The following is a 24235-nucleotide window of genomic DNA, read 5'->3' as shown; positions in this document are numbered from 1 at the left end:
CCGCTCTGCAAAGGTCTGAGCGGCTGAACGATGGGCGCAAGGCCCAGGAAGGCGAACCAAGAAGGTCCTCCTTCTCTGGTGGAGGGGGCGACGGTGAGACCCCCTCAGTCGCTCCGCGACAGCTCCCCCAGAGGGGGAGCATCTTTCTGGCGATGCGTCGGCCAGATCCTCCCCCTCTGGGGGAGGTGGCCCGGAAGGGCCGGAGGGGGTCGCGCGCAGCGCGTCTCGAAGCCGCGAAAAGAAGAAGGAGAAAAGGGTGGAGGCCCGGCCCGGAATCGAACCGGGGTGCACGGATTTGCAGTCCGCTGCGTCACCACTCCGCCACCGGGCCACCGGGTCGACACAAGGTTGCGTCGGCGAAGAGGGCGGATGGCTATCAGACGGCGGCCGCGCTCGCAATGGTCAACTTCGCTTCGTCCCCAGCGATCACTTTCGGCGTGGCGGTTTGAGCGCGAGACCAACGCTCATCTGGGTTCCTTGGCCCGGGTCAGGTGCAGGCCGGCGATCAGGGCCAGGGTGACGAGGGCGAGGGCGCCGGCCAGCCAGACGGCCGGGCGCACGTCGTGGGCGCCGACGATCAGGGCCGCCAGCAGCGGTCCGGTCGCGCAGCCCAGCAGGCTGGCGCCGGGACCCAGCAGGGCGGCGCGCCGGCTGGGGTCGGCCTCGATGGCCAGCGGCGTCAGGAACGGCGAGGCGAACAGCCAGGCGAAACCGAACAGGCCCGAGGCGGCGAGGAAGGCCGGGGCCGGCGGCAGGGCGGCGAAGACCAGCAGGCAGGCCGCCGCCGCGATCACGCCGACGCTCAGGGAGACGAACCAAGACACCCGCCCCGCCAGGGCCGTCGCCGCCGAGCCGCCGGCCACCTGGGCGGCCAGCGAGATCGAGAAGGCCAAGCCAGCCACCTTCGGCGCGTGTCCGGCCTGGCGCGACAGCGGCTCGGCGTAGATCCACAAAGCGAGGATGAAGGCCTGGAAGCAGAACACCGCCAGCAGGGCGACCCAGCCGCGCGGGCTGGGCAGGCCTTTCGGGGCGTCGTCGGCCTGGGGCAGGGCGGTCCAGGCGCGTGGAACGGCGAAGCCCGCGAGCACGGCCGACGCCGCCAGGCCCGTCAACGCGACGAAGCCGCCGTCCGGTCCAAAGCGGTCGATGACCAGGGCGCTCAGGCTCGCCACCACGGCCAGCTGGATCAGGGTCTGGACGGTCAGGTAGATCCCCGACCAGCGATCCGGGCGCGGCGAGCGCACGATCATGCCGGTCACCACCCAGATCAGCGCCCCGGCCGGCAAGCCTGCCGCAGCGCGGACCAGCACCAGCAGGCCGCCGTCCACCCGTGTCGAGGCAAGGTTCAGCGCCGCCAGGAAACAGCCGCAGGCGATCGCCGCCGGTCTAAGCCGCTTGGCGCCGAAGGCCGGGCCGAGCAGCGCCGCCCCGATCCCCATGGCCGCCAGCTCGGCCATGCCGGCCAGGCCGATCTCCATGGCGCTGAGCCGTCCCGCCGCCTCCAGTCCGCCCAGCAGCAGCGGACCGACGCCGGGAAACAGCACGCCGACGACGCCGATCCACAGCACCGCCAGCTGCTGCGCCAGACTTGGCGGCGGGCCTATCCAGGCCGCCGCCGGTGAAGTCCCGCCGCTCAATAGCGGGCCCGCAGATAGACGCCGTAGGTGCGTGGCGGTCCCATGCTGAAGGCGTCGAAGCCCAGGCCCTCGATGGCGGTGATGTCGAGGATGTTGGTCTCGTCGAACAGGTTCTTGCCCCACACGCCCAGTTCGTAGCGGCCGCCGTCCAGCTTCCAGCCGACCTGGCCGTTGACGAAGGTGCGGGCCTCGTCGCTCAGCCGCTCGGTGTTGGCGGTGTCGAAATAGACCTTGGAGCGGTGGGTGAAGTCCAGCTGGCCGGTGAAGTCGCCGACCGGCAGCGGGTGCTCGTAGCGGATCGCGCCGTTGAAGCTGAGCTTGGGGGCCGAGGGCAGGCAGTTGCCCGAATAGTCCTCGCCCACCGACACGAAGTCCTCGTACTCGGCGTGCAGCAGCGCCGCGCCCAGGGTCAGCGAGAGACCCCGCGCCGGCCGGGCCTCGACCTCGGCCTCGGCGCCGTAGACCCGGGCGGCCGAGGCGTTGGTGAAGTACTGCACGGTCAGCAGGCCGCGCTGGATGGTCGTGTAGACCTGCAGGTCCTTGTAGTCGTAGTAGAACGCGGCCGTGTTCAGGCGCAGGCGGCGGTCGAGGAACTCGCTCTTGGCCCCCACCTCGAAGGCGTCGACGGTCTCGTCGTCATAGGGCTCGAGGTCGGCCTCGTCGGCGGTCTGGCCGGTGAAGAAGCCGCCGCTCTTGTAGCCGCGATTGTAGGTCGCATAGAGGTTGGCGTCGTCGGTGAGGGCGTAGCGCAGGCCAAGGCGGCCCGACAGCGACTTGAAGCTCTTGTCGCCGTCGTGGACGAATAGGGTCACGAGCCCGTAGTCGACGTCGCTGACATAGTGGATGCTCTTGTCGTCGACCGAATAGCGCAGGCCGCCGGTGAAGGTCAGGCGGTCGGTCAGGTCGTAGTCGAACTGTCCGAACACCGCCCAGCTGCGTGACTTCAGGGTCAGGGGCCAGCCGAACACACCGATGCTGGCGGCCGGATCCATGCCGGTCGGGTTGTCGGGCGTCGGATTGCGCAGGTCGGCCAGCACGTCGTAGTGGCTGTCGTTGGAAAGGTCGTCCTTGGCCCAGTAGAGGCCGGTCACCCAGCGCAGCGGACCCTGGCCGTTCGACTGCAGGCGGAACTCCTGGCTGGCCGTTTCCTGCAACGCGATGTAGCGGGCGCTGATCACCTGCAGCGGGTTGGCGTCGGTGTCTTCCCAGTCGTCGCGGGCGGCGCGCTGGTAGCCGGTGACCGAGTACAGGGTCATGTCGCCCAGGTCGTAGGCGACGCTGGCGGTCGCCCCGAACAGCTTGACGATGTCCTTGCCCTCGAAGCGGTAGTCGCCCTCGTAGAGGTTTCCGCTGGTGTTGGCGTAGCCCAGCGCGTTGGTGCACTGGCCCGAGGTGTAGAAGCCGGCCTTGCAGAAGCCGTCGGCGCCGGTCGCTTCGGCCGTCTGGGGCAGGATCGAGCGGTTGTAGGTCCAGATCGAGCCGCCGCGCGACTGGTTCAGGCTCAGCGACAGGTCGGCGGTCAGCTTGTCGTCGGGCTTCCAGCGCAGGGCCGCGCGCAGCGCCCAGCGGTTGGCGTCGTTGCCCTTGTTCCCGGTCAGCCGGTTGGTCGTGTAGCCGTCGTTCTTGTCGTAGAGGCCGCTGATGCGGAACGACAGGGTATCGCCGGCGATCGGGCCGCCGAAGCCGCCCTGGGCGTTGACGGCGTTGAACCGGCCGTACTCGACGGCGATGTCGCCGCCCGGCGTGCTCGACGGCTTCTTCGTGACGACGTTGATCGCCCCGCCGGTGGTGTTGCGGCCATAAAGCGTGCCCTGCGGACCGCGCAGCACCTCGACCTGCTCCAGGTCGTAGAAGCCGGCCAGCTGGGCCAGGGGCGAGGCGATGTAGACGCCGTCGACATAGACGCCGACGGCGCTGGCCGTGCCCGGGTTGAAGTCGTTGACGCCGATGCCGCGGATGAACATCCGCGGGTTGGCGGCGTTGTCGTCGGTCTTGATCTGCAGGCCCGGCGCCAGGCCAGACAGGGCCAGCACGTCGCCGACCCTCTGGTTCTGAAGCTGGGCGCCGGTCATGGCGGTCACCGAGACCGGCACGTCCTGCAAATTCTCGGCCCGTTTCTGGGCCGTGACGACGATCTCGTCGAGTGCGACCGGCGCGGCTTCACTTGCCGTCTGGGCCCGAGATGAGGTCGCGACCGCCATCAAGGCGACAGTCGCGACCCCGGCGAACACTTGCAGCTTGCGCACTACAACCCCCCGCATGTCCGTACGAGGAGGATGCTAGCTATAACTATCGTTTTGGCAAGCGCCGTTCGATGAGTTGGGTTCGGCTATTTGTTTCCTGCCTTCGCCAGGGCGGCCGACACCTCGGCGCGGGCCATGTCGATGTCGAAGCGGAAGGCGGGCGAGTGGTGCTCGGCGGCGTAGATCACCGCTCCCGCCTGCAGGCCGGCCTCGGTGGCGCTGACCGTGTGCGAGCCGCAGATCCAGCGGCTCTCGGCGTATTCGCGACCGCGGGCATAGAGGGCGTCGGCGCGCGAGGGCGCGACCTCGGCCAGGATCATCGCCACGTGCTCGCCATGGGCCGAGTGGCCGGACGGATAGTCCGGATTGCCGGCCAGGTGGTCGGTCTTCGCTTCGCAGACCGGCGCTGCGTCCTTGCCGATATAGGGGCGCTTGGTACCCCAGAAGGTCTTGGCCGCGCCGACCACCGAGCGGTCGTCGCCGGCCCGTTCGAGCAGGGCGGCCAGGATCGGGGCCTCCTGCGGCGTCAGGCGCACGCCGAGAGCGTCCGCGAAGTGGTCGAACATCGAGCCCTTGACGTCGGCGGTCGCCAGCGCCCAGCGCGGGGTGTCCTTCAACGATCGGCTGGCGTCGAAGATCGCGGCGTCAGAGATAGCGCGGGGCGAGCCCTGGGCCGGCGGGGCGGCCAGCACCTTGGTCAGGTCGGGGCGCTGGGCCGGGGCGAGATAGCCCGTCGCCGGAGCGTCCGCCGTCAGCTCCAGCGCGCCGTCGCAGCCCTTGGGCGCGCGCACGGGATTGCAGGCCGCCGCCTCGCCGCCGGGCAGGCGAGCGGTGTAGTTCCAGGGCAGGTGCGGGTCGGCCCACAGATAGTCGGTCGAGACGTACTGGGCGCCGCTGGTCAGGGCGGCCGTGCGCTGGGCGATGTCGCCGTTGCGGGCGGCCCAGGTGTCGGCGTCGGCGCGGGTGCGGACGATGAAGCCGGCCTTCACGGCCGCGGCGATGCGGTCCTTCTGGGCGATCGGGTCGTTCAGCGTCAGATAGGCGGCGGCCGGCGAGGCCTCGTCGGTGTTGGCGAACATCGCCCGGCCTTCCAGCGAGGTGCGCTTGCCGCGATAGATCGCCACCTTCTCGGGACCCTCGTCGAGGGCGAAGAACACCTTGCCGCGCGCGGCCTCCAGCGTCGGCCAGCCGCCGGCCAGCACCGCCTCGCGCAGGGTCGGCTTCTTGCCGCGCACCAGGTCGGGATCGATCAGGCGGTCGGGGCCGAACACGCCGCGGATCTCGGCGTCCAGCGCGTCGAACGCCTTTTCGTCGAAGGGCAGGGGCGTGACGCCGCCCGGGATGGAGGCCGCGCCTTCCTTGGCGTTGAGCATGATCAGGATCGGCACGTGGTCGCGGTGGGCGTCCGACCAGGCGCGCACCTGCGACAGGCACTCGACGAAGGTCACGCACGAGCTGCGGAAGTCGATGTCGGGCATGTGCAGGGTCTTGAAGCCGGGCTTGGCCAGCGCCTGCGCCACGCGGGGCGGCAGCACCGTTCCCTGGCCCAGCGCAGTCAGCGGCTTGGCGTAGAGGCCGCCGGCCGGGTCATTGACGACGTCGATCTCCAGCTGCCGGGCGCCGGCGTCCAGCTGTTCGGCCAGGGGGCGGTGGGCGTAGTCGATGGCCAGCACGGGCTGGCCGCGCGCGGCGACCATGGCCGCCAGCTCGTCGGCGGGGATGGCCTGCTTGTAGGAATTGTGGGTGCCCACGGCCGTCAGGTCGTTCATCCGCAGCGGGGCGTCGCTCGCCGCCGCCGCCATCGCCATCACCGCCACAAAGCCGAACATGGGCCGCACTCCACCAGAACAGGCGGCCTCTCTAGCGGCGCCGCATGACGGTTCGAAGTCAGCGCCGTCGCCACCGATCTGCGACCGATACGCAATAAAATCGTGGATAGGCGGCCGCCGAACGCTCGCTTCATACGCTCGTTATCGAACTCGTAACACACCGTCACAATTTCGCCCTAACGGCCCCGCCATCGCGCCGGCGCCCGCTCTCTGGAGGCTTCCGGCGATCCAGTTGCAGGGGGTCTCATGTCCACCACCAAGAAGGCGCTGTCGCTCAGCGCCGCTTCGGCCGTCCTGGCCTTCGCCATGCTGACGGCTCCGGCCCACGCCGCCGAGGCCGCGGCCGACGCCCCGATCGCCACCGCGCCGGCCGACGACGCCAGCGAAGTCGACGCCATCGTCGTCCAGGGCTTCCGCAAGTCGCTGGGCGTGGCCCGTCAGATGAAGCGCGAAAGCAGCATCGTCGCCGACGTCATCGTCGCCGAGGACATGGCCAAGTTCCCCGACCTCAACCTCGCCGAGTCGCTGCAGCGCCTGCCGGGCGTGGCCATCAACCGCGAAGCCGGCGAAGGTCGCCGCGTGAGCCTGCGCGGCCTGGGCCCCGACTACACCCGCGTGCAGCTGAACGGCATGGAAGTGCTGGGCAACGTCGACTCGCCGATGGACAGCCGCGGGCAGACGTCTCGCGACCGGGCGTTCGACTTCAACATCTTCGCCTCGGAGCTGTTCTCGAAGATCGACGTGCGCAAGTCGTTCTCGGCCGAGCAGGACGAGGGCGGCATGGCCGGCACCGTCGGCCTCTATACCGCCAAGCCGTTCGCCTATGACGGCCGCAAGATGGCGCTGTCGCTGCAGGGCGGCACCAACAGCGCCACCGAAGACTTCCAGCCGCGCGTCGCGGGCATGTTCAGCCAGAACTTCGACGACAAGTTCGGCGTGCTGGTCTCGGTCGCCTACTCCAAGCGTCAGGTCGAGGAGCAGGGCTACAACACCTACGGCGCGGGCCAGCAGAAGGCCAACGCCGCCAACGTCGTCAACCTCAGCGCCGCCGACGCCCTGAAGGCCACCAACGGCGAGCTGATCTTCCAGCGCGGCAACCGCCTGTCGGTCTGGGGCGCCGACAACGAGCGCCTGGGCGTGACCACCGCGCTGCAATGGCGCCCGGTCGAAAACGTGACCCTCACGCTCGACGGCCTGTACGGCAAGTTCTCCAACGACCGCAGCGAGAACCACCTGGCCACCCGCGCCAGCGTCGGCTCGACCATCCTGGGCGCGGCCACCCCGCACTCGGGCGTGACCACCGCCGCGCCGGTGCTGCGCTCGATCCAGTACGACCAGTACAACACGATCATCTACGCCGACGTCGCCAACACGGTGTTCGCCACCGAGACCCGTCGCCAAGAGACCGAGAACACCTTCAAGCAGCTGGTCCTGACCGGCGAGTGGGAGGTTTCCGACAAGCTGAAGTTCGACGGCCACATCGGCCAGGAGACCTCGGACTACGACATCCCGATCTCGGACAAGTTCTACACCGAGGCGTTCGGCGACCTGATCACCGACTACCGCGGCAAGACCGGCAAGAACACCTACGGCTGGAACACCACCGATCCCAACAACTACCGCGCCCACGAGATCGACTTCTCGGCCACCTACCAGACGACGAAGCTGAAGAACGCCGAGTTCAACGGCTCCTACCAGTTCGACGACGTCTTCACCCTGAAGGGCGGCGTGTCGTTCCGCGGCTTCGAGAACTCGGGCTACACCCAGACCAACGACGACGTGAACAAGACGGCCTGGGAAAAGGGCACGCTCGATGACCGCGTCAACAACTACTACAAGATCTTCAGCGAGCACGACGACCAGTCCTGGCTGATCGTCGACTGGAACAAGGCCCTGGCGGCCTACAACATCACCCGCACCCTGGGCGCGCCCAAGTCGATCTACGCGGTGCAGGAAGACACCAACGCCGGCTACCTGCAGCTGGACTGGAAGACCGAACTGGCCGGCATGCCGCTGCGCGGCAACTTTGGCGCCCGCGCCTACGACACCGAGCTGACCTCGACCGGCGTCATGGCCGTGCGCGGCGTCAACACCCCGACCACCGTCAAGAAGAGCTATTCGGGCGTCCTGCCGGCCTTCAACGCCGTGCTGGAAGTCAGCGACCAGTTCCAGATCCGCGCCGCCGCGGCCCAGAACATCAACCGTCCGTCCCTGGCCGCCTACGCCATGAACGGCTCGATCAGCGTCGACGGCTCGACCGTCACGGTGTCGAGCGGCAACCCGAACCTCGACCCCTACACCTCGGACGAGTTCGACCTGTCGGCCGAATGGTACTTCGGCAGCATCGGCATGCTGACCGCCGGCGTCTTCCACAAGAAGATCGACAACCTGGTCAGCAGCACGACGAGCAACGCGCTCTATTCCGACACGGGCCTGGCCGAAGGCCTGGTGACGGGCGTCACCGCCTCGACCCCGGTGATCTACACCCGCTCGGTCAACAACGCCTCGGCCACGCTGAGCGGCCTCGAGCTGAGCGCCCAGAGCGACTTCTTCTTCCTGCCCGGCCCGCTCAAGAACCTGGGCATGGTCGCCAACCTGACGCTGATCGACTCCGAGACCACCAACAAGATCAACGGCAAGGACGTGAAGGGCCAGATCTACGGCCTGTCGGACGTCAACACCAACATCACGCTCTACTACGAGACCGCCAAGTGGGGCGCGCGGGTGTCGTCGAACTACCGCTCGGACTACACGATCGACAGCGGCGGCTTCGAGGCCACCACCTATGTCGATGCGGCCGCCTTCTATCAGGTGAGCCCGCGCATCCGCCTGACGCTGGACGGGGTGAACCTGACCGACGAGCGCGAGGCCCAGTACAACAGCTTCTACGTCTACAACTCGACCACCGGCGTGAACGTCACCCAGCCGGGCGCCCACCGCCTGTGGAACCACACCAAGAGCGGCCGGACCGTCTTCTTCGGCGCGAACATCCAGTTCTAGGGCTTGGCCCGGAACTGAAAGAGAAACGCCCCGGAGCCGCAAGGCTCCGGGGCGTCGTCTTTTGGGATCAGCCGAACAGGGGCACGGGTCCGCGCCCGCCGCCGTTCCACGTCGCCCAGTTGGGGAAGACGTAGGGCAGGTCGGTCGCCGACACGCCGTACCACCTGGCGATGGCGCCGACATATTCCTCGACGGCGATGGTCGGGATCCAGCGGCCGTCGTTGTAGGCGTCGTCCGCCCCGCCGAAGGTCGTGTCCGGATAGGCGCCGTGCACCTTGCGCGAGGCCAGGCCCGCGCCGAGCACCAGGTGGTTGGAGCCCCAGGCGTGGTCGGTGCCGCCGCTGGCGTTGGATTTGTAGACCCGCCCGAAGTCCGACATCGTGAAGGCCGTGACGTTGTCGGCCAGGCCCAGCGACTTCATGGCGTTGTAGAAACCGGCCAGGGCCATGGCCAGGTCGGCGTAGAGCGAGGCGTGGGCGGCGACCTCGTTGGTGTGGGTGTCGTAGCCGCCCTGGCTGACGAAGAAGGTCTGCTTGGCGTGGCCCAGGTTGTTGCGGGCCTCGATCATCCGCGCCGCCCGCAGCAGCTGGCGGGAGATGTCGCTGGTCAGGGCCGCGCCGGTGGTCGGGTTCTTGAAGTACTGGTCCACCGTCGAGGTGGTCGAGCTGATGATCGTGTTGGCCGTGACCGCCTGGGCGTAGGCCGACGACATCCCCCGGCCGGTCATGTCGGTCACCGCGCCGAACGCCGAGGCGTCCGAGAAGGTGTTCAGCGCCGCCTGGCGGGCCACGACGGCCGCGTCGATGCTGGCGGCGTTGTAGCCGTTGCGCGAGATGCCGCCGCTCGACGGCAGGATCAGCGGCGACTTGCGGCTGCCGATCAGGGCCAGCTGCGAGCCGGCGATCGAGACCAGCGGCGGCAGCTCGGCCGCGTCGGCGCGGTCGAGGATGCGGCCCATGTAGCCGTCGAGGTTCTTCTCGCGCGTCCGCATGCCCTGCCACTGGTTCTGCTGGTCCTCGTGGGACATCAGGTTCAGCGGCCGCAGGTCCGGGCGGGTCTGGTACAGCGACTTGGTCAGCGGCTGGAACAGGGTGCCGGTGTTGAGCACGACGCTCAGCGCGCCCTCGTCCCAGGCGGTCTTCAGCGGGGCCATGGCGGCGTTCAGGCCGAAGGCCGTGCCGGTCAGCGGGACCAGGGTCTCCTTCTTCAGGGCGATGCCGCCGCGCTGGCTGGCGTAGGCCGCGTAGCGATCGTCGGTGGGCACGACCATGTTCCAGGCGTCGTTGCCGCCGAACAGGAACACCCCGACCATCGCGCGATAGCTGGAGGTGTCGGCGATGGCGGCCGAGATGCCGATCTGGGTCAGGGCGGCGGTGGCGGAGGCGCCGGCGAGCAGCCGGCCGAAATCACGTCGGGAAAGGGTCATGGCTCAGCGGTCGACTTGGAATTGCGGGGACGAGGCGACGATGTAGAGGGCGACCTGTGCCCGCTTGCGCGCCTGGACGGCGGGGTCGGTGTTCTTGACGGCGGCCATGGCCGACGACAGCGCGCTGCGCTGGGCCGAGGTCATGGTCCCGTTCAGGAAGATGAGGTCGATGCGGTCGAGCATCCTGGCCTCGTCGGCGGCCAGGGCCTCCCACTCGGTCCACGGCAGCTCGACGGCGGTCGAGCCGGCGAGGGTCGACTGGACCTTGAACTCGGTGCGGGTGGCCTCGCCGGCCATGGTCCAATCCCAGGCCAGGTTGTGGCGGGCGATCATGGTCGAGGTGGTCATCAGCTTGCTGACCGGGCTGATCTCGCCCGAGCCCAGCGGCAGCGGGAAGTCGTAGGGATAGAAGTTGAACACCGAGGTGGCGCGGAAGGGCATCTGGCCCAGGGCGTTGTCGCGGTAATAGAAGGCGTAGCCGTCCGACTTCAGGCCCATGCCGCGCGCCAGGCCGGTCAGGAACAGCACCGGCTCCTTGATCTTGCCCGGGGTGGCGGCCGAGCCGCGCGCCTCGGCGTCGGTCAGGATCGCCTTGATCACCGCCTTCATGTCGCCGCGCACGCCCGCGCCGTTGTCGGCGAAGACCGCCGAAACGCGGCCCACATAGGCCGGCGACGGGTTGGCCAGCACCAGCTGCTGGATCAGCCGCTTGCTGATGAAGGGGGCGGTGTTGGGGTGGTTGAAGACGGTGTCGACCACCGTGTCGACATTGGCCTGCGGCGTGGCGTCGGCCGCGATGGTGACGCCCAGGAAGGTCTTGGCCTTGGTGTCGAACCGCACCGTGCTGACGATCATCGGCTTGGAGTAGTCGAGCTTGGTCCCGTCGGTGACGGCCGCGCCGTCGAGGCGGGCGTAGGTCCACCCCGTCAGGGCGCGGGCTACTTCCTTGACCTCGGCGTTGCTGTAGGTGGCGATCACCGCCCCGTCGGCGCCGGTCTTGGCCGTGCCGTCGGCGTTCAGCAGCACCGTGCCGACCGAGAACAGCTGCATCAGCTCGCGGGCGTAGTTCTCGTTCGGGGCGGTCTTGTTGCTGTCGACCATGTCGAGGAAGTTGCCCATGAACGGGTTCAGGGTGACCTCGCGCAGGATGTCCTTGTAGTTGCCGAAGGCGTTGCTCAGCAGGATCTGGTTGAAGGTCGCCAGGCCCGCGGTGGTGTGCACCTCGAGGTCCGACGCCACGACGATCTGCGACAGGGCGAAGGCCACGCGCTGGCGCAGCTGGTCGTCCTTGGCCATGGCGTTGGAATAGAACCGCATCGACATCGGCAGGGCGCCGTAGTTGTCGCGATTGCAGTTGTTGAGATCGGTGCCGGTCAGGCCCGAATTGGCGCAGTAGTTGGTCGCCACCGGCTTGGCGGCGATGTCGGCGTAGCTGCTGCTGCTCAGGGCGAACTGCTGGTCGATCCAGGCCGAGGCGCTCTTGGCGGCGACGATCTGGTCGATCAGGGCCGGCGTCGGGCCGAAGGTGGCCTGCTTGGCCAGGCGCGCGGCCTCGGCCGCCGAGATCACCACGGGGGCGGGCGGGGCGGTCGGCGTCGTGCCGCCGCTGCTCTGGGGCGTCGACGAAGATCCGCCGCCGCCTCCACCGCCGCCTCCGCAGGCGGAAAGAGCGAGGGCGAGGCCTGCGCCCGCCGTGGAAGCCAGAAGTTTCATACGCATTGCACAGAGGTCCCCGATCACGCCCGCGGCACGGGCGCGTTGAAGCTGGAAAGAGGTTGAGTGGAAGCGGCCGCTATCGGTCGATGAAGACGATCTCCCGAACGGCGCGGACGCCGTCCTGGCGATGGAGCTGGACGAAGACGTCGACGACGCGTTCGACATGGTCGACCACGTCCTGGCGTCGCAGGTTGGCGCCGGCCTGAAGGGCCATCAGCGCCAGCTGTTCGATGGCCCCGCGCGGGTCGTCGGCGTGGACCGTGGTCATCGAGCCGGGGTGGCCGCTGGAGACGGCGCGCAGGAAGCTGAACGCCTCCGCGCCGCGCAGCTCGCCCAGGATGATGCGGTCGGGCCGCAGGCGCAGGGAGGCTTGCAGCAGGTCCTCGGTCCCGATCCGCGCCTGGCCCTGGTCGCCCTTGGCGGCCACCAAGCCGACGGCGTTGGCGTGGACGAGACGGATCTCGGGCGCGTCCTCGATCAGGACGAGGCGCTGGTCGCGCGGCACTTCCTTGAGGAGGGCGTTGAGAAAGGTGGTCTTGCCGGTCGAGGTGCCGCCGCTGACCACGATGTTCTTGCCCGCGCGCACGGCCGCCGACAGGAAGCCGCGCACGTCGCCGGCGTCGAGCAGGGCCCGCAGCGCCGCGTCGGGCCTGGCCGGCGGCGTGGTGGCGTGGGCGAAGGCGCCGGCCGCGGCGTAGTCGTCGAGCGACAGGTCCGAGACCACGTGCTTGCGGATGGCCATGACGATCCCGCCGCGCGTCGCGGGCGGGGCCACCACCTGCATCCGCGCGCCGTCGGGCAGCACGGCCGACAGCAGCGGGTGCTCGCGGCTGACGCCCTGGTGGACCAGGGCCGCGGCCTGGCGCGCCAGGCGCCAGAGGTTGGTCTCGTCCAGCTCGGGCGCGGCGACCTTGGCCACGGCGCCGCCCAGTCGCTCGACCCATAGCTCGCCGGGACGATTGACGTAGAGGTCGGTCACCTCCGGATCGGCCAGCCACGGCGCCAGCGGCGCCAGGTAGGCCTCCAGATAGACCCCCATCGGGGCGTGATGGGTCATTGCGCGACGCCCCGCACGCCGGAGAAGTCGAGGTCGCGGGCGACGAAGATCGTCACCGGCGCGCCCTGCGGCGTCTTGATGGTGGGCGAGGTCTGGGTCGCCTTGGCGCTGTTGGCCAGGTTCGTCGCCTCGGTCATCGAGCCGATGTAGATCTGCGAATTGGCCCGGGTGTTGCTGACGGCGGCCACGCCGGCGTTCAGCACCGAGGTCAGGATCGAGCCGCCGAACCGCGTGAAGAAGTGGCGGTCGACCTTGCCCTCCAGCCCGCCCCGGCCCAGCGGGTCGGCGGCCGGCGAGCCGATCTGGATCGACACGCCGTCGGGACGGATCACCCGGGTCCAGATCACGAAGACGCGCGAGGCGCCCATGGCCAGGCCCGACTTGTACTGGCCGATCACCCGGCTGCCGCGCGGGATCAGCACCGTCGAGCCGTCGAAGCTCTTGACGTCGCGGGTGACCATGGCCCGGGCCAGGCCCGGCAGGTCGGAATTGATCGCCGTCTCCATCACCGCCGGGATCACCGCGCCCTGGGGCACGACGGCGTCGAGGTTCTGCATGGCCGTGGCCTTGGCCGGGGTCGCCTCGTCGAGGCTGACCTTGTCGCCGAAGCTGTCGCCGGCGTTGGCGGCGGCGGGCGCGGCGGCCTCGCCCTTGTCGCCTGCCGGGCGCGGGGCCGAGCGGTCGCCCAGGTCGACGACCAGGGTCGGGGCGCGGCGGCGGACCGACTCGTCGAGCGCCGGGGCGACGACCATCGGAGGCGGCGCGGTCGGCGGGGCGAACTCGCCGCGCGGCGGTTCGGACGCGGGCGACGGGGCGCTGTTGTCGACGGTGAACTGCGGGCCGGGGATCTGCGGCAGCGGTCCCTGGAGCTGGGCGGCGTGGGCCAGCGGCGCGGCCGCGGCCGCCGGCGGGGCGGCGGGCTGGGGCTGGCCGGCGTCGGCGCGATGGCTCGACAGCCAGACAAACACGGCCACGCCGAACACGCCGAAGCCGGCCATGATCGCCAGGTTCGAGACGCCGCCGGCGCGACCGACCACGGGGCGGGCCTTGGCGTCGGCGGTCGCCAGGTCGTCCTGGACCTCGGGCGTCAGGCGGGGATCGATATCGAGGCTCATCGGGCGCTCCCCGTCGTCAGGTCGCGGCGCCAGGCGGTGTTGACCACCGTGGCGCTGGCCTTGTCGCTGCGCAGCACGAAGCGCGGCGCCAGGCGATCGACGACCAGGTAGCCGTCCTTGACGAGGGCGTTGGCCAGGCCCTCGACCCCGTCGGAGCCGATGACGAAGATCGCCGGCAGCTCGGCCTGTTCGGGCCAGGCGAAATAGGTGGCGCGACCGTCGTCGAACACCCGCGAGGGGGCCACGGCGGCGGCGCCTTCGATGGCGTAGGCCGTGTTCTGGGCGGTCGGGGCCACGGGACGGACCGGGGCGGCGACGCTGGGATACTGGAACCGCACGACATAGGCCGCGTCGCTCGCGGCGGCGCCGGCCGGGGCCACCGACAGTTCGAAGACGTAGCGGCGGCGATCGGTGACCACGGTCATGTTGGTGGCCGGGGCGCGGTCGACGGGCTTGAGGAACAGCAGGGTGGCGCGCTTGTTCGGCGTCACCTGCCAGCCCAGGGCGTCGCCGATCGAGACGTTCTCGATACGCTCGTCCGGGCCGAACTCGATCATGGTCTGGAAGCCCATGAACCCGGTCAGGCGATGCACCCGGTCGGCGTCGTAGGGCAGGGTGCGGATGTGCGGGTCGGCCGGCTTGGCGGCTGGCGGCCGGACGATGGCCGGAGCCACCGTCTGGGCTGCAGCCACTACGGGGGCGACGAGGCCGCAGGCGATCGACAGGACGAGAAGCGGGCGCTTCACGGGCGATACTCCGAAACGGGAAAGCGGGGTCACAGGTCTCTCCGGGCGCCCGAGGCGGTGCGGCGAGGGGAGGCGGGGCGGCGGTAGCTGGCGCCGAGCGGGACGGCGGCCAGGGCGGCCGACGGCGCGGGCGAGGTCGAGGGCGCCGAGCGGTCGGACACCACCGTCAGGCGGCGTGGGCCGATGGTCGCGGTCGAGGCGGCGGCCTGCTCCTCGCGCCGGGCCAGGGCCGTGGCCGCGGCGGCGACGTGGGCGGCGCGCGAGGGCGGCTCCAGCGGCGCGGCGGCCTGGCCGGCGCCGATCGATGCGGGGGCCGCCTGGTCGAGCGAGCGTTCGCGCGGCAGGCGCAGGCCGGCGGCCATGACCGAGACGGCGATGGCGGCGGCGGTCACCACCAGGGCGAACACCAGGCTCAGCACCAGCACGGTGACGGCCGGGCCGATGTCGAGTTCGGCGAACTGCTGGGCCGTCTTCATGGCGGCCAGGGCCTTGAGCGACGGGGTCATCATCGCCAGCTCGAGGGCCAGGCCGATCGTGGCCACCATCGGCAGCAGGGCCAGGGCGATCATCGCCTTGATCCAGCCCTCGACGAGGCCGCGGGTGGCGTCGAACAGCAGCAGGCCGGCGACCAGCGGGGCCAGGCCCAGCAGCACCGACAGCACCACCTTGCAGGCCAGGACCGCGCCCAGGCTGGTCAGCAGCATGACGAGGCCGCCGACATTGGCCGCGAAGGCGGCGAAGCCCGGCCCGCCCTGCAGGGCCGAGTCGCGCGCGCCGGCCCGGCTGGCGAAATGCTGGGCGGCTTCCTGCAGGACGTCGTAGGCCGCCTGCAGGCGCAGATAGGGATCGGCCTTGCCGGCCTCTCCGCCCAGCTGGCCCAGCAGCAGGCCGCCCAGTTCGGCGGGGGCCTTGAACAGGGTGTCGTAGGCCAGGGTCTCCAGCAGCGCCCAGTTGGTGGCCAGCGCCACGACCAGGGCCATCTTGACCACGGCGATGGTGGCGTCGCCGATCCGCAAGGAGCCTCGGCCAAGCACCAGCCGGTAGCCCATGAAGCCGACATAGACGGTCATCAGCACCGTCAGCAGGGTCGAGACCGGCGAGCCGGGCGCGGCCAGGGCGGCGTAGCCGGCCTGGGCCAGGCCGTGCACCTGGCAGTCGACCGAGCCGATCAGGCCCTGGACCAGCGGGGCGTCGGCGGCGGGACAGGAGAGCGAAGTCATGCGGCGTCCCTCACCAGCTTGGCCATCCAGGCCTCGGGCGCGTCGCCCAGGTGTTCGCGCAGGGCGTCGAGCCGGCGCACCGTGCTCTCGCGGCCCGACAGCACCGTCAGCAGCTCGGGCGAGCCGGCCAGGTTCAGGCGGGCCACGACGCTGTCGGTGCCGTGCTTGATCAGGAAGCAGCGGGCGGTGTCGGGCAGGCTGCGGACCAGCTCGAACTCGTGCTCGGTCAGGCCGAAGCCGCCGCAGTAGTCCTTCGCCTGGGCCTTGGGATTGGCCATGAAGATCTGGGTGGCGGCCTGCTCGACGATGGCGCTGGCGATGCGGCTTTCCAGAGCGTCCTGGGCCGACTGGGTGGCGAAGCCGACCAGGCCGTTGCGCTTGCGCAGGGTCTTTTCCCAGTCCTTGATCCGGGCGACGAAGACGTCGTCGTCCAGCGCCTTCCAGCCCTCATCGACGACGATCAGGGTCGGGTGGCCGTCCAGGCGCTGCTCCACCCGGTGGAACAGGTACATCATGGCCGGCGTACGCAGGGCCGGGTCGTCCAGCAGCTGGGTCATGTCGAAGCCCAGTGTCGCGGCCGACAGGTCCAGGCCGTCCTGGGCGTTGTCGAACAGCCAGGCGTGCTCGCCCGTTCCGTGCCACGGCGCCAGCCGCGCGGAGAGGTCGGCGGCGTCGGGGCGGCGCGCGCCCTTGAACAGTTCGGCGAAGAACCGCAGGCGGCGCAGTTTCGGCGCCTGGTCGTAGTTGGCGTCGACCGCGTCCTTGATGCGGGCCAGGTCGTCCGGCGTCAGGCTTTCGCCCGGCTGCGAGACGAGGCGCGCGACCCAGTCGGCGATGAAGCGGCGGTTGGCCGGCGTGTCTTCCAGGGCCAGCGGGTTGAAGCCCGTGGCCTGGCCCGGACGCAGCACCTCGTAGCGGCCGCCGATGGCGCGCAGGAAGATCTCGGCCCCGCGGTCCTTGTCGAAGAAGACGGTGCGCGGCTTGTACTTCTGGGCCTGGGCCAGCAGGAAGTTCAGCACCACGGTCTTGCCCGAGCCCGACGGGCCGATGATCGTGAAGTTCCCAAGGTCGCCCTTGTGGAAGTTGAAGTGGTAGGGGCCGGCCGAGGTGGTCTCCAGCAGCGTCACCGCCGGACCCCAGTGGTTGCCCATGGCCTTGCCGACCGGGAAGTTGTGGCCGCTGGCGAAGCCGGCGAAATTGGCGGTCGAGATCATCGCCCGGCGGGCGATGTCCCTGAAGTTGCCGGGGAACTGCGCCCAGAAGGCCGGCTCCAGGTTGACGTCCTCGCGCACGGCGATGGCGCCCATCTCGGTGAAGGCCGACAGCACCTCGGCCGTCGACTGGTCCAGGCCCTCCAGGCTCTCGCCGCGCACCAGCACCGACAGGTGATGCTCGCCGAAGGCGGCCCGGCCGCTGACCACGTCGTCCTTGGCGCGGATCAAATCAGCCTTGAGGCTGACGCCGTCGTCGTCGGCCGCGCGCATGCGGCGCAGCGCGAGGTTCATCTTGTCGAGCGTCGGCTGGCGATCGACGAAGCCGAAGCTCTGCGTCACCACCATCTCGCACGGCAGGCGCAGCAGGTCGTCCAGCATCCCCGGCGTGGTCTGGACCGGGTAGTCCTTGACCGAGACGATCGAGGAAAAGCCGCGCGCCAGGCCGCCGGCCCGCGACAGCTCCAGCGTCTCGTGGCCGAAGCTGACCCGGCGATAGGGCAGGTATTCGCCCGCGTCGCCTTCCGGCGCCAGCACCGGGCGCATCTCGCCGTTATAGAGGCAGGACAGGAATTCCAGCGGCTCCGAGCAGGTCCCGTTGCCGCCTTCGTACTGGCCCAGAGCCCGCGCGCCGTAGGGGGCCAGGGCCGAGACCAGGCTGTCGCGGGCGGCGTCCAGGTCGCGACGGTCCTGGGCCTTCTGGCCGGCGGTCTGGGCGGGGCCCTTGGCCAGGCGCAGGGCCTTGTCGATCAGCCCGCCCTGGCCTTGCAGCGGCCGGCGGACGATCGTCAGGAAGAGGTCGTTGACGTACAGCTTGCGGCCGGCGAGGCGGTCGCTCCAGTCGGCGTCCAGCCGCTTGCTGAAGGCGTCGGAGAAAGCGCCCTCCGTGCCGACCCTGGCCTCGCGGCGGATGATGTGGTGGTAGACGGCGAACCGTGAGCTGGCCAAGCCGCGCAGCATCACGTCGCGCACCGCCTTGCGGTAGTTCAGCGTCTCGCTGTCGGCCGTCTCGAAGGGCAGGCCGGCCAGGTGGATCACCTGCAGCAGCAGCCCGTCGCGGGTCTCGATTGTCCGCTCGTCCAGATGCCGGGCGTAGGGCAGGCGCTTGCCGGCCGACGCTTCCTTTTTCGGGTTCACGGTTGGTAGCTGTTGCATCGCCAGGCCCGGAAATTGGGAACGCGGGGGCAGCGGCTGACCTTGGTCAGCCACAGGTCGAAGATGCGCGGCTCGCGCAGGCAGGCCGCGTAGCCGATCGCGTGGACCACCAGGGCCGCGAGCAGGGCCCAGAACGACTTGGTGATCAGGAAGAGCTCGGTCGTGACCACGCCGTTGACGACGAAGTAGCTGTAGGTCACGCCGGCGAACATCTGGGGCCGGGTCAGGGCCCCGAACACCACGTCGCGATCGAGGGGAGCGGCCATCGGGCTTTACGCGCCCGCCGCGGTGCGGATGCCGCTGACGATGGTGGTGGCGCCGAACAGGATGAAGCAGCCCAGGATGACGGTCGCGCCGTAGCGCCAGTTCATCCGGCCGGTCAGCATCATGAAGCCGACCGCGGCCACGGCCATCACCGCCACGGCGGTGGCGACGTTGCCCATCAGGGTGCCCTGCAGCCACAGCACGCCCGACAGCACGGCCGACGAGCCTTGCGGGTCGGCTTGGGAGACCTGGGCGTGGGCCTGGCCGGCGGCGGCGGCGAGGGCGGTCGCCAGGGCGGCGGCGCGGGCGTCGAAGAACTTACGCATCAGTTGGGGGCTCCGAGGGCGGGGAGGGCGAGGGCGGGCGCCGCCACGGCTATGCGGCCGAGGATCGAGGCGACATAGGCTTGGGTTTCGGCGTAGGGCGGCACGCCGCCGTGCTTGAGGACGGCGCCGGGGCCGGCGTTGTAGGCGGCCAGGGCCAGCTTCACGTCGCCGCCGAAGCGGTTGAGCATCTGGCGCAGGTACATCGCCCCGCCCTTGATGTTCTGGGCCATGTCCGAGGGATCGACGCCCAGGTCGCGGGCGGTGGCCGGCATCAGCTGCATCACGCCCATGGCGCCCTTGCGCGAGCGGGCGGCGGGGCGGAAGCGGCTCTCGCGCCAGGCCACGGCCTCGATCAGCTTGGGGTCCAGGGCGTAGTCGGCGGCGGCGGCGTGCAGTTCGCGCCGGACGGCGTCGCTGGCCGCGATCTCGACAGGGGCGGCCGGCGGCGGCGCGATCGCCTCGACCGTTTCGCCGTTGAAGACGGCCGGGCCGTCGAAACGGGTGACCTGGCCTTCGTCGCCGATTTCCAGAACCTGCGCGGCGGCCGGGGCGGCGAGCAGGCAGCAGGTCGCGATGGCCGCCAAGCTCATGGCCTGGCGGGCGAGATCGAACGTCATCGACGCTCCCCCGTACAGCTATGGTTAAACGATATGCTTAATGCATCTGTATAAGGCTCGCCTGAATCGCGTAATGCGGCAGGACAGCGCATGAGGTAGCCAGTTATTTGTGTCGTAAAGTCTACGTATGAAGTTGTTTCAAGTTAATCGGCGTTAAGTATTTCGCGCTTTTACTTATGCTGAAGCTTGCTGCGCAGATGGCGATAACGGTCAAGCTTGACCGATCGTCCGAGGCCGGACTTCCGGCGGGCCGTCGAGACGCAGGCGCGCGCTCGAAACGGCTCGAGCGATGATCCGAAGCATCGCCGTGATTGTTTCGGTCCGGTGATGGTGCTGCACAACTCAGGCCTTAGGAGCCCTGCTTCGCTCATCCTGGACGAAGAGGGACCATGGCCGTCGCACCGTTTGTCATCCTGGCCGCAGCGGCCCTGCCGGCGGTCGCCGACACCGTCGCCGCGCCGACCGACGTCTCCGGCGTCGTGGTCGAGGCCAGCAAGCGCGGCGAGGCCCGCGGCGGCCAGGCGCCGCTGGTCGCCTACGACCCGCTGCAGATCCAGGCCTTCGGCGCGGCCACGGTCGACGAGCTGATCGAACTGCTGGAGGCCCAGACCACCAGCGCCCGCGGCGGCTCGCCGGTGTTCCTGATCAACGGTCGCCGCATCTCGGGCTTCCAAGAACTGCGCGGCCTGCCGACCGAGGCCATCCAGCAGTTCCAGATCCTGCCCGAGCAGACGGCCCTGGCCTATGGCTACAGCGCCGACCAGCGGGTGGTGAACATCATCCTGCGCGAGCGCTTCCGGTCGCTGTCGCAGCAGGTCGACGCCGAGCGGCCGCAGGGCGGCGGGCGCACCGTCGGCAGTTCGCGCACCAACGCCCTGCGCATCCAGGGCGGCGCCCGCACCTCGCTGGGGCTGGACCTCAAGAACCAGTCGGCCCTCTACGAGGACGAGCGCGACATCGACCGTTCGGAAACCGGCGAGACGACCTCGGGCCGCACGCTGCTGCCCCGGCTTCGCCAGGCCCAGCTGTCGGGCGTGATCAAGCGCGACCTGACCGACAAGGTGGGCCTGACCCTCAGCGGCGGCGTCAAGTCGGCGGACGAGGTCAGCCGTCTGGGCGACGGCGACGGCGGCCTGTCCGACACGCTGCAGAAGAAGGCGAAAACCACGACCGCCGACCTGGGCGCCCTGACCGACGGCTTCGTCGGGTCCTGGGCCTGGACCGGCAGCCTGGCCTACCAGCGGGTGGATACGGACTCGCGCACCGACCGCGAGACCGCCGCGGATCCCACCCTGGCCTCGTCGGTGGCGCAGAGCGTCAAGGCCGACGTCGTCGCCAACGGTTCGCTCCTCTCCCTGCCGGCCGGCTCGCTGCGCCTGTCGCTGAAGGCCGGCGGCGAGCATTCCAGCCTGGAGAGCGAGAGCCGCATCGACGACGACGTCACCAGCCGCGAGGTGTCGCGCGACCAGGGCTCGGTGCAGGCCAGTTTCGACTTGCCGCTGACGGCCGCCGGCCAGGGGCTAGGCGAGCGGATCGGCGCGGTCTCGGCCAACCTCAACCTCGCCGCCGCGCAGGTGTCGGACTTCGGAACCCTGCGCACGCTGGGCGCCGGCCTCAACTGGACGCCGCTCGAGAAGCTGGTCTTCACCGGCGACTACACCACCAAGACCATGGCCCCGACCCTGTCGCAGCTGAACGACCCGGCGCAGACGACGCCCAACGTGGCGGTGTTCGACTATCTGACCGGCAAGACAGTGTCGGTGACCCAGACCAGCGGCGGCAACGCCGACCTGGAAGCGCCCGAAAGCCGCATCCTGCACTTCGGCGTCAACTGGACCCCGACCTCCAGGCATGCGCTGCAAATGAACCTGAACTGGACCCGCACCGAGGTGCTGGACGGGATCAGCAGCTTTTCCAGCGTCACCGCCGGCCTGGAGGAGGCCCTGCCCGAGCGCTTCACCCGATCCGCCGACGGAACCCTGCTCGGCATCGACGCCCGGCCGATCAATGTGGCGCGTGAAGTGAAGGAGGAGGCCGCCTGGGGCTTCACCTTCTCGCGCGCCTTCGGCAAGCCGATGCAGTTACCGCCGCGCCCGGGCTTTGGCCCGCCCGGCGGTCCTCCCGACGGCGGCCCTCCGCCCGGAGAGGGAGGCGGCCCGCCTCCGGGCGAGGGCGGCGGTCCTCCGCCTGGCATGGGCGGCGGTCCCCCGGGTGGTGGTCCGGGCGGCCCTCCTGGCGGTCCCGGCGGTCGGCGGCCGGCCGTGGCCATCATGCCGGGCCAAGGCATGATCAACGTTTCGCTGACCCACACCTGGCGGCTGAAGGACGAGGTGACGATCCGCGACGGCTCGCCGGTGCTCGACCTGCTGAACGGCGACTCCATCTCAGGCTCCGGCGGCGAGCCTGAGCACGAGGTCAAGCTGCAGGTCGGGGCCTCGCGCCGCGGCGTCGGCGGCTTCGTCAACGCCAAGTGGGAGTCCGGCACGATAGTGAAGGGCGAGGGCCTGACGCCGGACTACAGGTTCGGCGACCTGGCGACCGTGAACCTGCGCCTGTTCGCCGATCTCTCGCAGCGCCGCGAGTGGGTGCAGAAGCATCCGTGGCTGCGGGGCATGCGGGTGACGGCCGAGGTCACCAACCTGTTCGACGCCCGCACCGAGGTGACCAGCAGCGATGGGACCCTGCCGCTGACCTATCAGCCCGACTATCTCGATCCGCTGGGCCGCGTGTTCCGCATCGGCGTCCGCAAGATCGTGTTCTGACCTGAAGGGGAGGGGCGGCCCGGCGGGTCGCTCCTGGTCCTGTGGGCGATTCCGGCCGGCTAAACGACGCGCTTCCAGCTTCGGCGGACGGCTTTGTCTGTTCGGACACGACTTCGCGAGCGCGAACGAGCACGCCGTCTGGCGTCGAGAAAGCTTTGCGATTTCAGGGGTGTGGTGGGGACCCAGACTTCCGTCTGGGTCCCCGTGGTGCCGCCGGGCAGGATTGAACTGCCGACCTCAGCCTTACCAAGGATGCGCTCTACCACTGAGCTACGGCGGCGACGAGGAGGGGCGTATAGCCAACGATTTCGGGGATTGCAAAGCCCAAATCGCGTTGACTGAACGTCGCGGGCAATTCACCTGTGGACACATGAGTCAGTCATCGAAGCCAAACCCCAGTCAGGACAAGGAAAAAGCCGAACGCGAGGCGCGTCTGGCCCAGGCCCTGCGAACCAACCTTCGCCGTCGCAAGGCGCCCGCCAGCGCCTCGGCCAAGCCGGAATCGGCTTCGGAATAGGAATCGGCGCGGCCTCTTGCATGCCCCCTTGCAAGCGTTAGAACCGCGACCTCACATGTGACCCGCGCGGAGGACGGCTTTTCCGCGCGTTCGAGGGAATTTCATTGGATCGCATCGCCATCACCGGCGGCGCGCAGCTGAACGGGACCATCCCCGTCAGCGGCGCCAAGAACTCGGCCATCAAGCTGATGGCCGCCAGCCTGCTTACCGATCAGCCGCTGCGGCTGACCAACATGCCGCGCCTGGCCGACACGCGATTCCTCGGCAAGCTACTGACCCGCCTGGGCGTCAGCGTCACCGAAAGCGACGGTCCCGACGGCCAGCAGACGATCCTGCACGCGCCCGAGATCACCAGCGGCTTTGCGCCCTATGACCTGGTGCGCCAGATGCGCGCCTCGTTCAACGTACTGGGTCCGCTGGTCGCCCGCTCGGGCCAGGCCAAGGTTTCCCTGCCTGGCGGTTGCACCATCGGCGCGCGTCCGGTGGACCTGCACCTCCAGGCGCTTGAGGCCCTGGGCGCCAAGATCGACCTGCACGAAGGCTACGTCTACGCCCAGGCCCCGCGCGGCCTGAAGGGCGCCGAGATCGTCTTCCCGATCGTCTCGGTGGGCGCCACCGAGCACGCCATGCTGGCCGCCGTGCTGGCCGACGGCGTGACGGTGATCCGCAACGCCGCCTGCGAGCCGGAACTGGCCGACCTGCAGGAGTGCCTGAACGCCATGGGCGCCAAGGTCGAGGGCGCGGGCACCCCCACCATCACCATTACCGGCGTCGCCCGACTGAACGGCGCGACCCACTCGGTGATCCCCGACCGCATCGAGATGGGCACCTACGCCGTCGCCGCCGCCATGGCCGGCGGTGAAGTGCGCCTGACCAAGGCCCGCCCGGAACTGATCGAGAGCCTGTCGGTCAAGCTCGAGGAGGCCGGCGCCACCGTCGTCCGCACCGAGGACGGCGTCATCGTCCGCCGCAACGGCTCGCGCCTGAACGCCGTCGATCTCGAGACCGCGCCGTTCCCCGGCTTCGCCACCGATCTCCAGGCCCAGTTCATGGCCCTGATGACCACGGCGAACGGCGAGAGCCGCATCCGCGAGACCATCTTCGAGAACCGCTTCATGCACGCCCCCGAGCTGATGCGCCTGGGCGCCGACATCTCGGTGCACGGCGGCGAGGCCCGCGTGCGCGGCGTCGAGCAGCTGGAAGGCGCCGAGGTGATGGCCACCGACCTGCGGGCCTCCGTCAGCCTGGTGATCGCCGGCCTGGTGGCCCGCGGCGAGACCGTGGTGTCGCGCATCTACCACCTCGACCGCGGCTTCGAGCGCCTGGAAGAGAAGCTGGGCGCCTGCGGAGCCCAGGTGCGCCGCATCAAGGGCGACGGCGAGCCGGAGCTCTGA

Annotated in this window: 16 protein-coding genes, 2 tRNA genes and 1 pseudogene; 3 read left to right on the top strand and 16 right to left on the bottom strand. The window is 69.8% G+C overall.

Annotated elements, in window-relative coordinates:
* Positions 1 to 257 precede the first annotated feature (257 nt).
* From AC07N1_RS19005 to AC07N1_RS18985, 5 genes and pseudogenes are all read right to left on the bottom strand, one after another.
* Positions 258 to 331: transfer RNA gene (locus AC07N1_RS19005), tRNA-Cys, on the bottom strand.
* Between the two features lie 133 nt (positions 332 to 464).
* Complete coding sequence (locus AC07N1_RS19000) at positions 465 to 1637, bottom strand: MFS transporter (protein ID WP_494673201.1); 1173 nt, start codon at positions 1635 to 1637, stop codon at positions 465 to 467.
* Positions 1634 to 3883, bottom strand: coding sequence for a TonB-dependent receptor (locus AC07N1_RS18995; protein ID WP_494673200.1), 2250 nt, complete (start codon positions 3881 to 3883; stop codon positions 1634 to 1636). Before AC07N1_RS18995 ends, AC07N1_RS19000 begins: the two co-directional genes overlap by 4 nt.
* Positions 3884 to 3966: 83 nt before the next feature.
* Positions 3967 to 4446: a phosphatase PAP2 family protein gene (locus tag AC07N1_RS18990; RefSeq protein ID WP_494673211.1), complete on the bottom strand. Its 480-nt coding sequence runs from the start codon at positions 4444 to 4446 to the stop codon at positions 3967 to 3969.
* Between the two features lie 198 nt (positions 4447 to 4644).
* Positions 4645 to 5709, bottom strand: a pseudogene (locus AC07N1_RS18985) (phosphatidylinositol-specific phospholipase C1-like protein); the annotation flags it as partial.
* A gap of 246 nt (positions 5710 to 5955) precedes the next feature.
* Here AC07N1_RS18985 and AC07N1_RS18980 point away from each other — a divergent pair.
* Positions 5956 to 8709, top strand: coding sequence for a TonB-dependent receptor (locus AC07N1_RS18980; RefSeq protein ID WP_494673199.1), 2754 nt, complete (start codon positions 5956 to 5958; stop codon positions 8707 to 8709).
* A gap of 67 nt (positions 8710 to 8776) precedes the next feature.
* Here AC07N1_RS18980 and AC07N1_RS18975 read toward each other — a convergent pair whose 3' ends face one another.
* From AC07N1_RS18975 to AC07N1_RS18930, 10 genes are all read right to left on the bottom strand, one after another.
* Entirely contained in the window at positions 8777 to 10135 is a 1359-nt protein-coding gene (locus AC07N1_RS18975) for a DUF1501 domain-containing protein (RefSeq protein WP_494673198.1), read from the bottom strand.
* Positions 10136 to 10138: 3 nt separating this feature from the next.
* Positions 10139 to 11854 carry a DUF1800 domain-containing protein gene (locus AC07N1_RS18970; protein WP_494673197.1) on the bottom strand — a complete coding sequence of 572 codons (1716 nt, stop codon included), beginning with the start codon at positions 11852 to 11854 and terminating at the stop codon, positions 10139 to 10141.
* A gap of 73 nt (positions 11855 to 11927) precedes the next feature.
* Positions 11928 to 12908: a P-type DNA transfer ATPase VirB11 gene (gene virB11, locus AC07N1_RS18965; protein ID WP_494673196.1), complete on the bottom strand. Its 981-nt coding sequence runs from the start codon at positions 12906 to 12908 to the stop codon at positions 11928 to 11930.
* Positions 12905 to 14023 carry a TrbI/VirB10 family protein gene (locus AC07N1_RS18960; RefSeq protein WP_494673195.1) on the bottom strand — a complete coding sequence of 373 codons (1119 nt, stop codon included), beginning with the start codon at positions 14021 to 14023 and terminating at the stop codon, positions 12905 to 12907. The genes virB11 and AC07N1_RS18960 overlap by 4 nt, the downstream gene beginning before the upstream one ends.
* On the bottom strand, positions 14020 to 14769 hold the full coding sequence (locus AC07N1_RS18955) for a TrbG/VirB9 family P-type conjugative transfer protein (protein WP_494673194.1): 750 nt from the start codon (positions 14767 to 14769) through the stop codon (positions 14020 to 14022). Before AC07N1_RS18955 ends, AC07N1_RS18960 begins: the two co-directional genes overlap by 4 nt.
* Positions 14770 to 14798: 29 nt before the next feature.
* Entirely contained in the window at positions 14799 to 15989 is a 1191-nt protein-coding gene (locus tag AC07N1_RS18950) for a TrbL/VirB6 family protein (protein ID WP_494673193.1), read from the bottom strand.
* Positions 15986 to 18337, bottom strand: a complete 2352-nt coding sequence (locus tag AC07N1_RS18945) for a VirB4 family type IV secretion/conjugal transfer ATPase (RefSeq protein ID WP_494673192.1) — start codon at positions 18335 to 18337, stop codon at positions 15986 to 15988. The genes AC07N1_RS18950 and AC07N1_RS18945 overlap by 4 nt, the downstream gene beginning before the upstream one ends.
* Entirely contained in the window at positions 18334 to 18621 is a 288-nt protein-coding gene (locus AC07N1_RS18940; protein WP_198574271.1) for a VirB3 family type IV secretion system protein, read from the bottom strand. Before AC07N1_RS18940 ends, AC07N1_RS18945 begins: the two co-directional genes overlap by 4 nt.
* A 6-nt stretch (positions 18622 to 18627) precedes the next feature.
* On the bottom strand, positions 18628 to 18945 hold the full coding sequence (locus AC07N1_RS18935; protein ID WP_494673191.1) for a TrbC/VirB2 family protein: 318 nt from the start codon (positions 18943 to 18945) through the stop codon (positions 18628 to 18630).
* Positions 18945 to 19562: a lytic transglycosylase domain-containing protein gene (locus AC07N1_RS18930; protein WP_494673190.1), complete on the bottom strand. Its 618-nt coding sequence runs from the start codon at positions 19560 to 19562 to the stop codon at positions 18945 to 18947. Before AC07N1_RS18930 ends, AC07N1_RS18935 begins: the two co-directional genes overlap by 1 nt.
* Before the next feature lie 389 nt (positions 19563 to 19951).
* Here AC07N1_RS18930 and AC07N1_RS18925 point away from each other — a divergent pair, with 389 nt between their 5' ends.
* Positions 19952 to 22324 carry a TonB-dependent receptor gene (locus AC07N1_RS18925; protein WP_494673189.1) on the top strand — a complete coding sequence of 791 codons (2373 nt, stop codon included), beginning with the start codon at positions 19952 to 19954 and terminating at the stop codon, positions 22322 to 22324.
* A gap of 205 nt (positions 22325 to 22529) precedes the next feature.
* Here AC07N1_RS18925 and AC07N1_RS18920 read toward each other — a convergent pair.
* Positions 22530 to 22604: transfer RNA gene (locus tag AC07N1_RS18920), tRNA-Thr, on the bottom strand.
* Positions 22605 to 22945: 341 nt separating this feature from the next.
* On the opposite strand from AC07N1_RS18920, the gene murA reads away from it, so the two are divergent.
* Complete coding sequence (gene murA / locus AC07N1_RS18915; RefSeq protein WP_494673188.1) at positions 22946 to 24235, top strand: UDP-N-acetylglucosamine 1-carboxyvinyltransferase; 1290 nt, start codon at positions 22946 to 22948, stop codon at positions 24233 to 24235.

It is taken from the genome of Caulobacter sp. GW821-FHT09B11, assembly GCF_059418205.1.
The sequence above is the reverse complement of the archived record's forward strand: the minus strand, read 5'-3'. Positions and strand labels throughout refer to the sequence as shown.

Coding starts and splice junctions, on each gene's coding strand:
- AC07N1_RS18990 (WP_494673211.1), bottom strand. CDS start 4,446: ATGTTCGACCACTTCGCGGACGCTCTCGGCGTGCGCCTGACGCCGCAG.
- AC07N1_RS18980 (WP_494673199.1), top strand. CDS start 5,956: ATGTCCACCACCAAGAAGGCGCTGTCGCTCAGCGCCGCTTCGGCCGTC.
- AC07N1_RS18975 (WP_494673198.1), bottom strand. CDS start 10,135: ATGACCCTTTCCCGACGTGATTTCGGCCGGCTGCTCGCCGGCGCCTCC.
- AC07N1_RS18970 (WP_494673197.1), bottom strand. CDS start 11,854: ATGCGTATGAAACTTCTGGCTTCCACGGCGGGCGCAGGCCTCGCCCTC.
- virB11 (WP_494673196.1), bottom strand. CDS start 12,908: ATGACCCATCACGCCCCGATGGGGGTCTATCTGGAGGCCTACCTGGCG.
- AC07N1_RS18960 (WP_494673195.1), bottom strand. CDS start 14,023: ATGAGCCTCGATATCGATCCCCGCCTGACGCCCGAGGTCCAGGACGAC.
- AC07N1_RS18950 (WP_494673193.1), bottom strand. CDS start 15,989: ATGACTTCGCTCTCCTGTCCCGCCGCCGACGCCCCGCTGGTCCAGGGC.
- AC07N1_RS18940 (WP_198574271.1), bottom strand. CDS start 18,621: ATGGCCGCTCCCCTCGATCGCGACGTGGTGTTCGGGGCCCTGACCCGG.
- AC07N1_RS18935 (WP_494673191.1), bottom strand. CDS start 18,945: ATGCGTAAGTTCTTCGACGCCCGCGCCGCCGCCCTGGCGACCGCCCTC.
- AC07N1_RS18930 (WP_494673190.1), bottom strand. CDS start 19,562: ATGACGTTCGATCTCGCCCGCCAGGCCATGAGCTTGGCGGCCATCGCG.
- AC07N1_RS18925 (WP_494673189.1), top strand. CDS start 19,952: ATGGCCGTCGCACCGTTTGTCATCCTGGCCGCAGCGGCCCTGCCGGCG.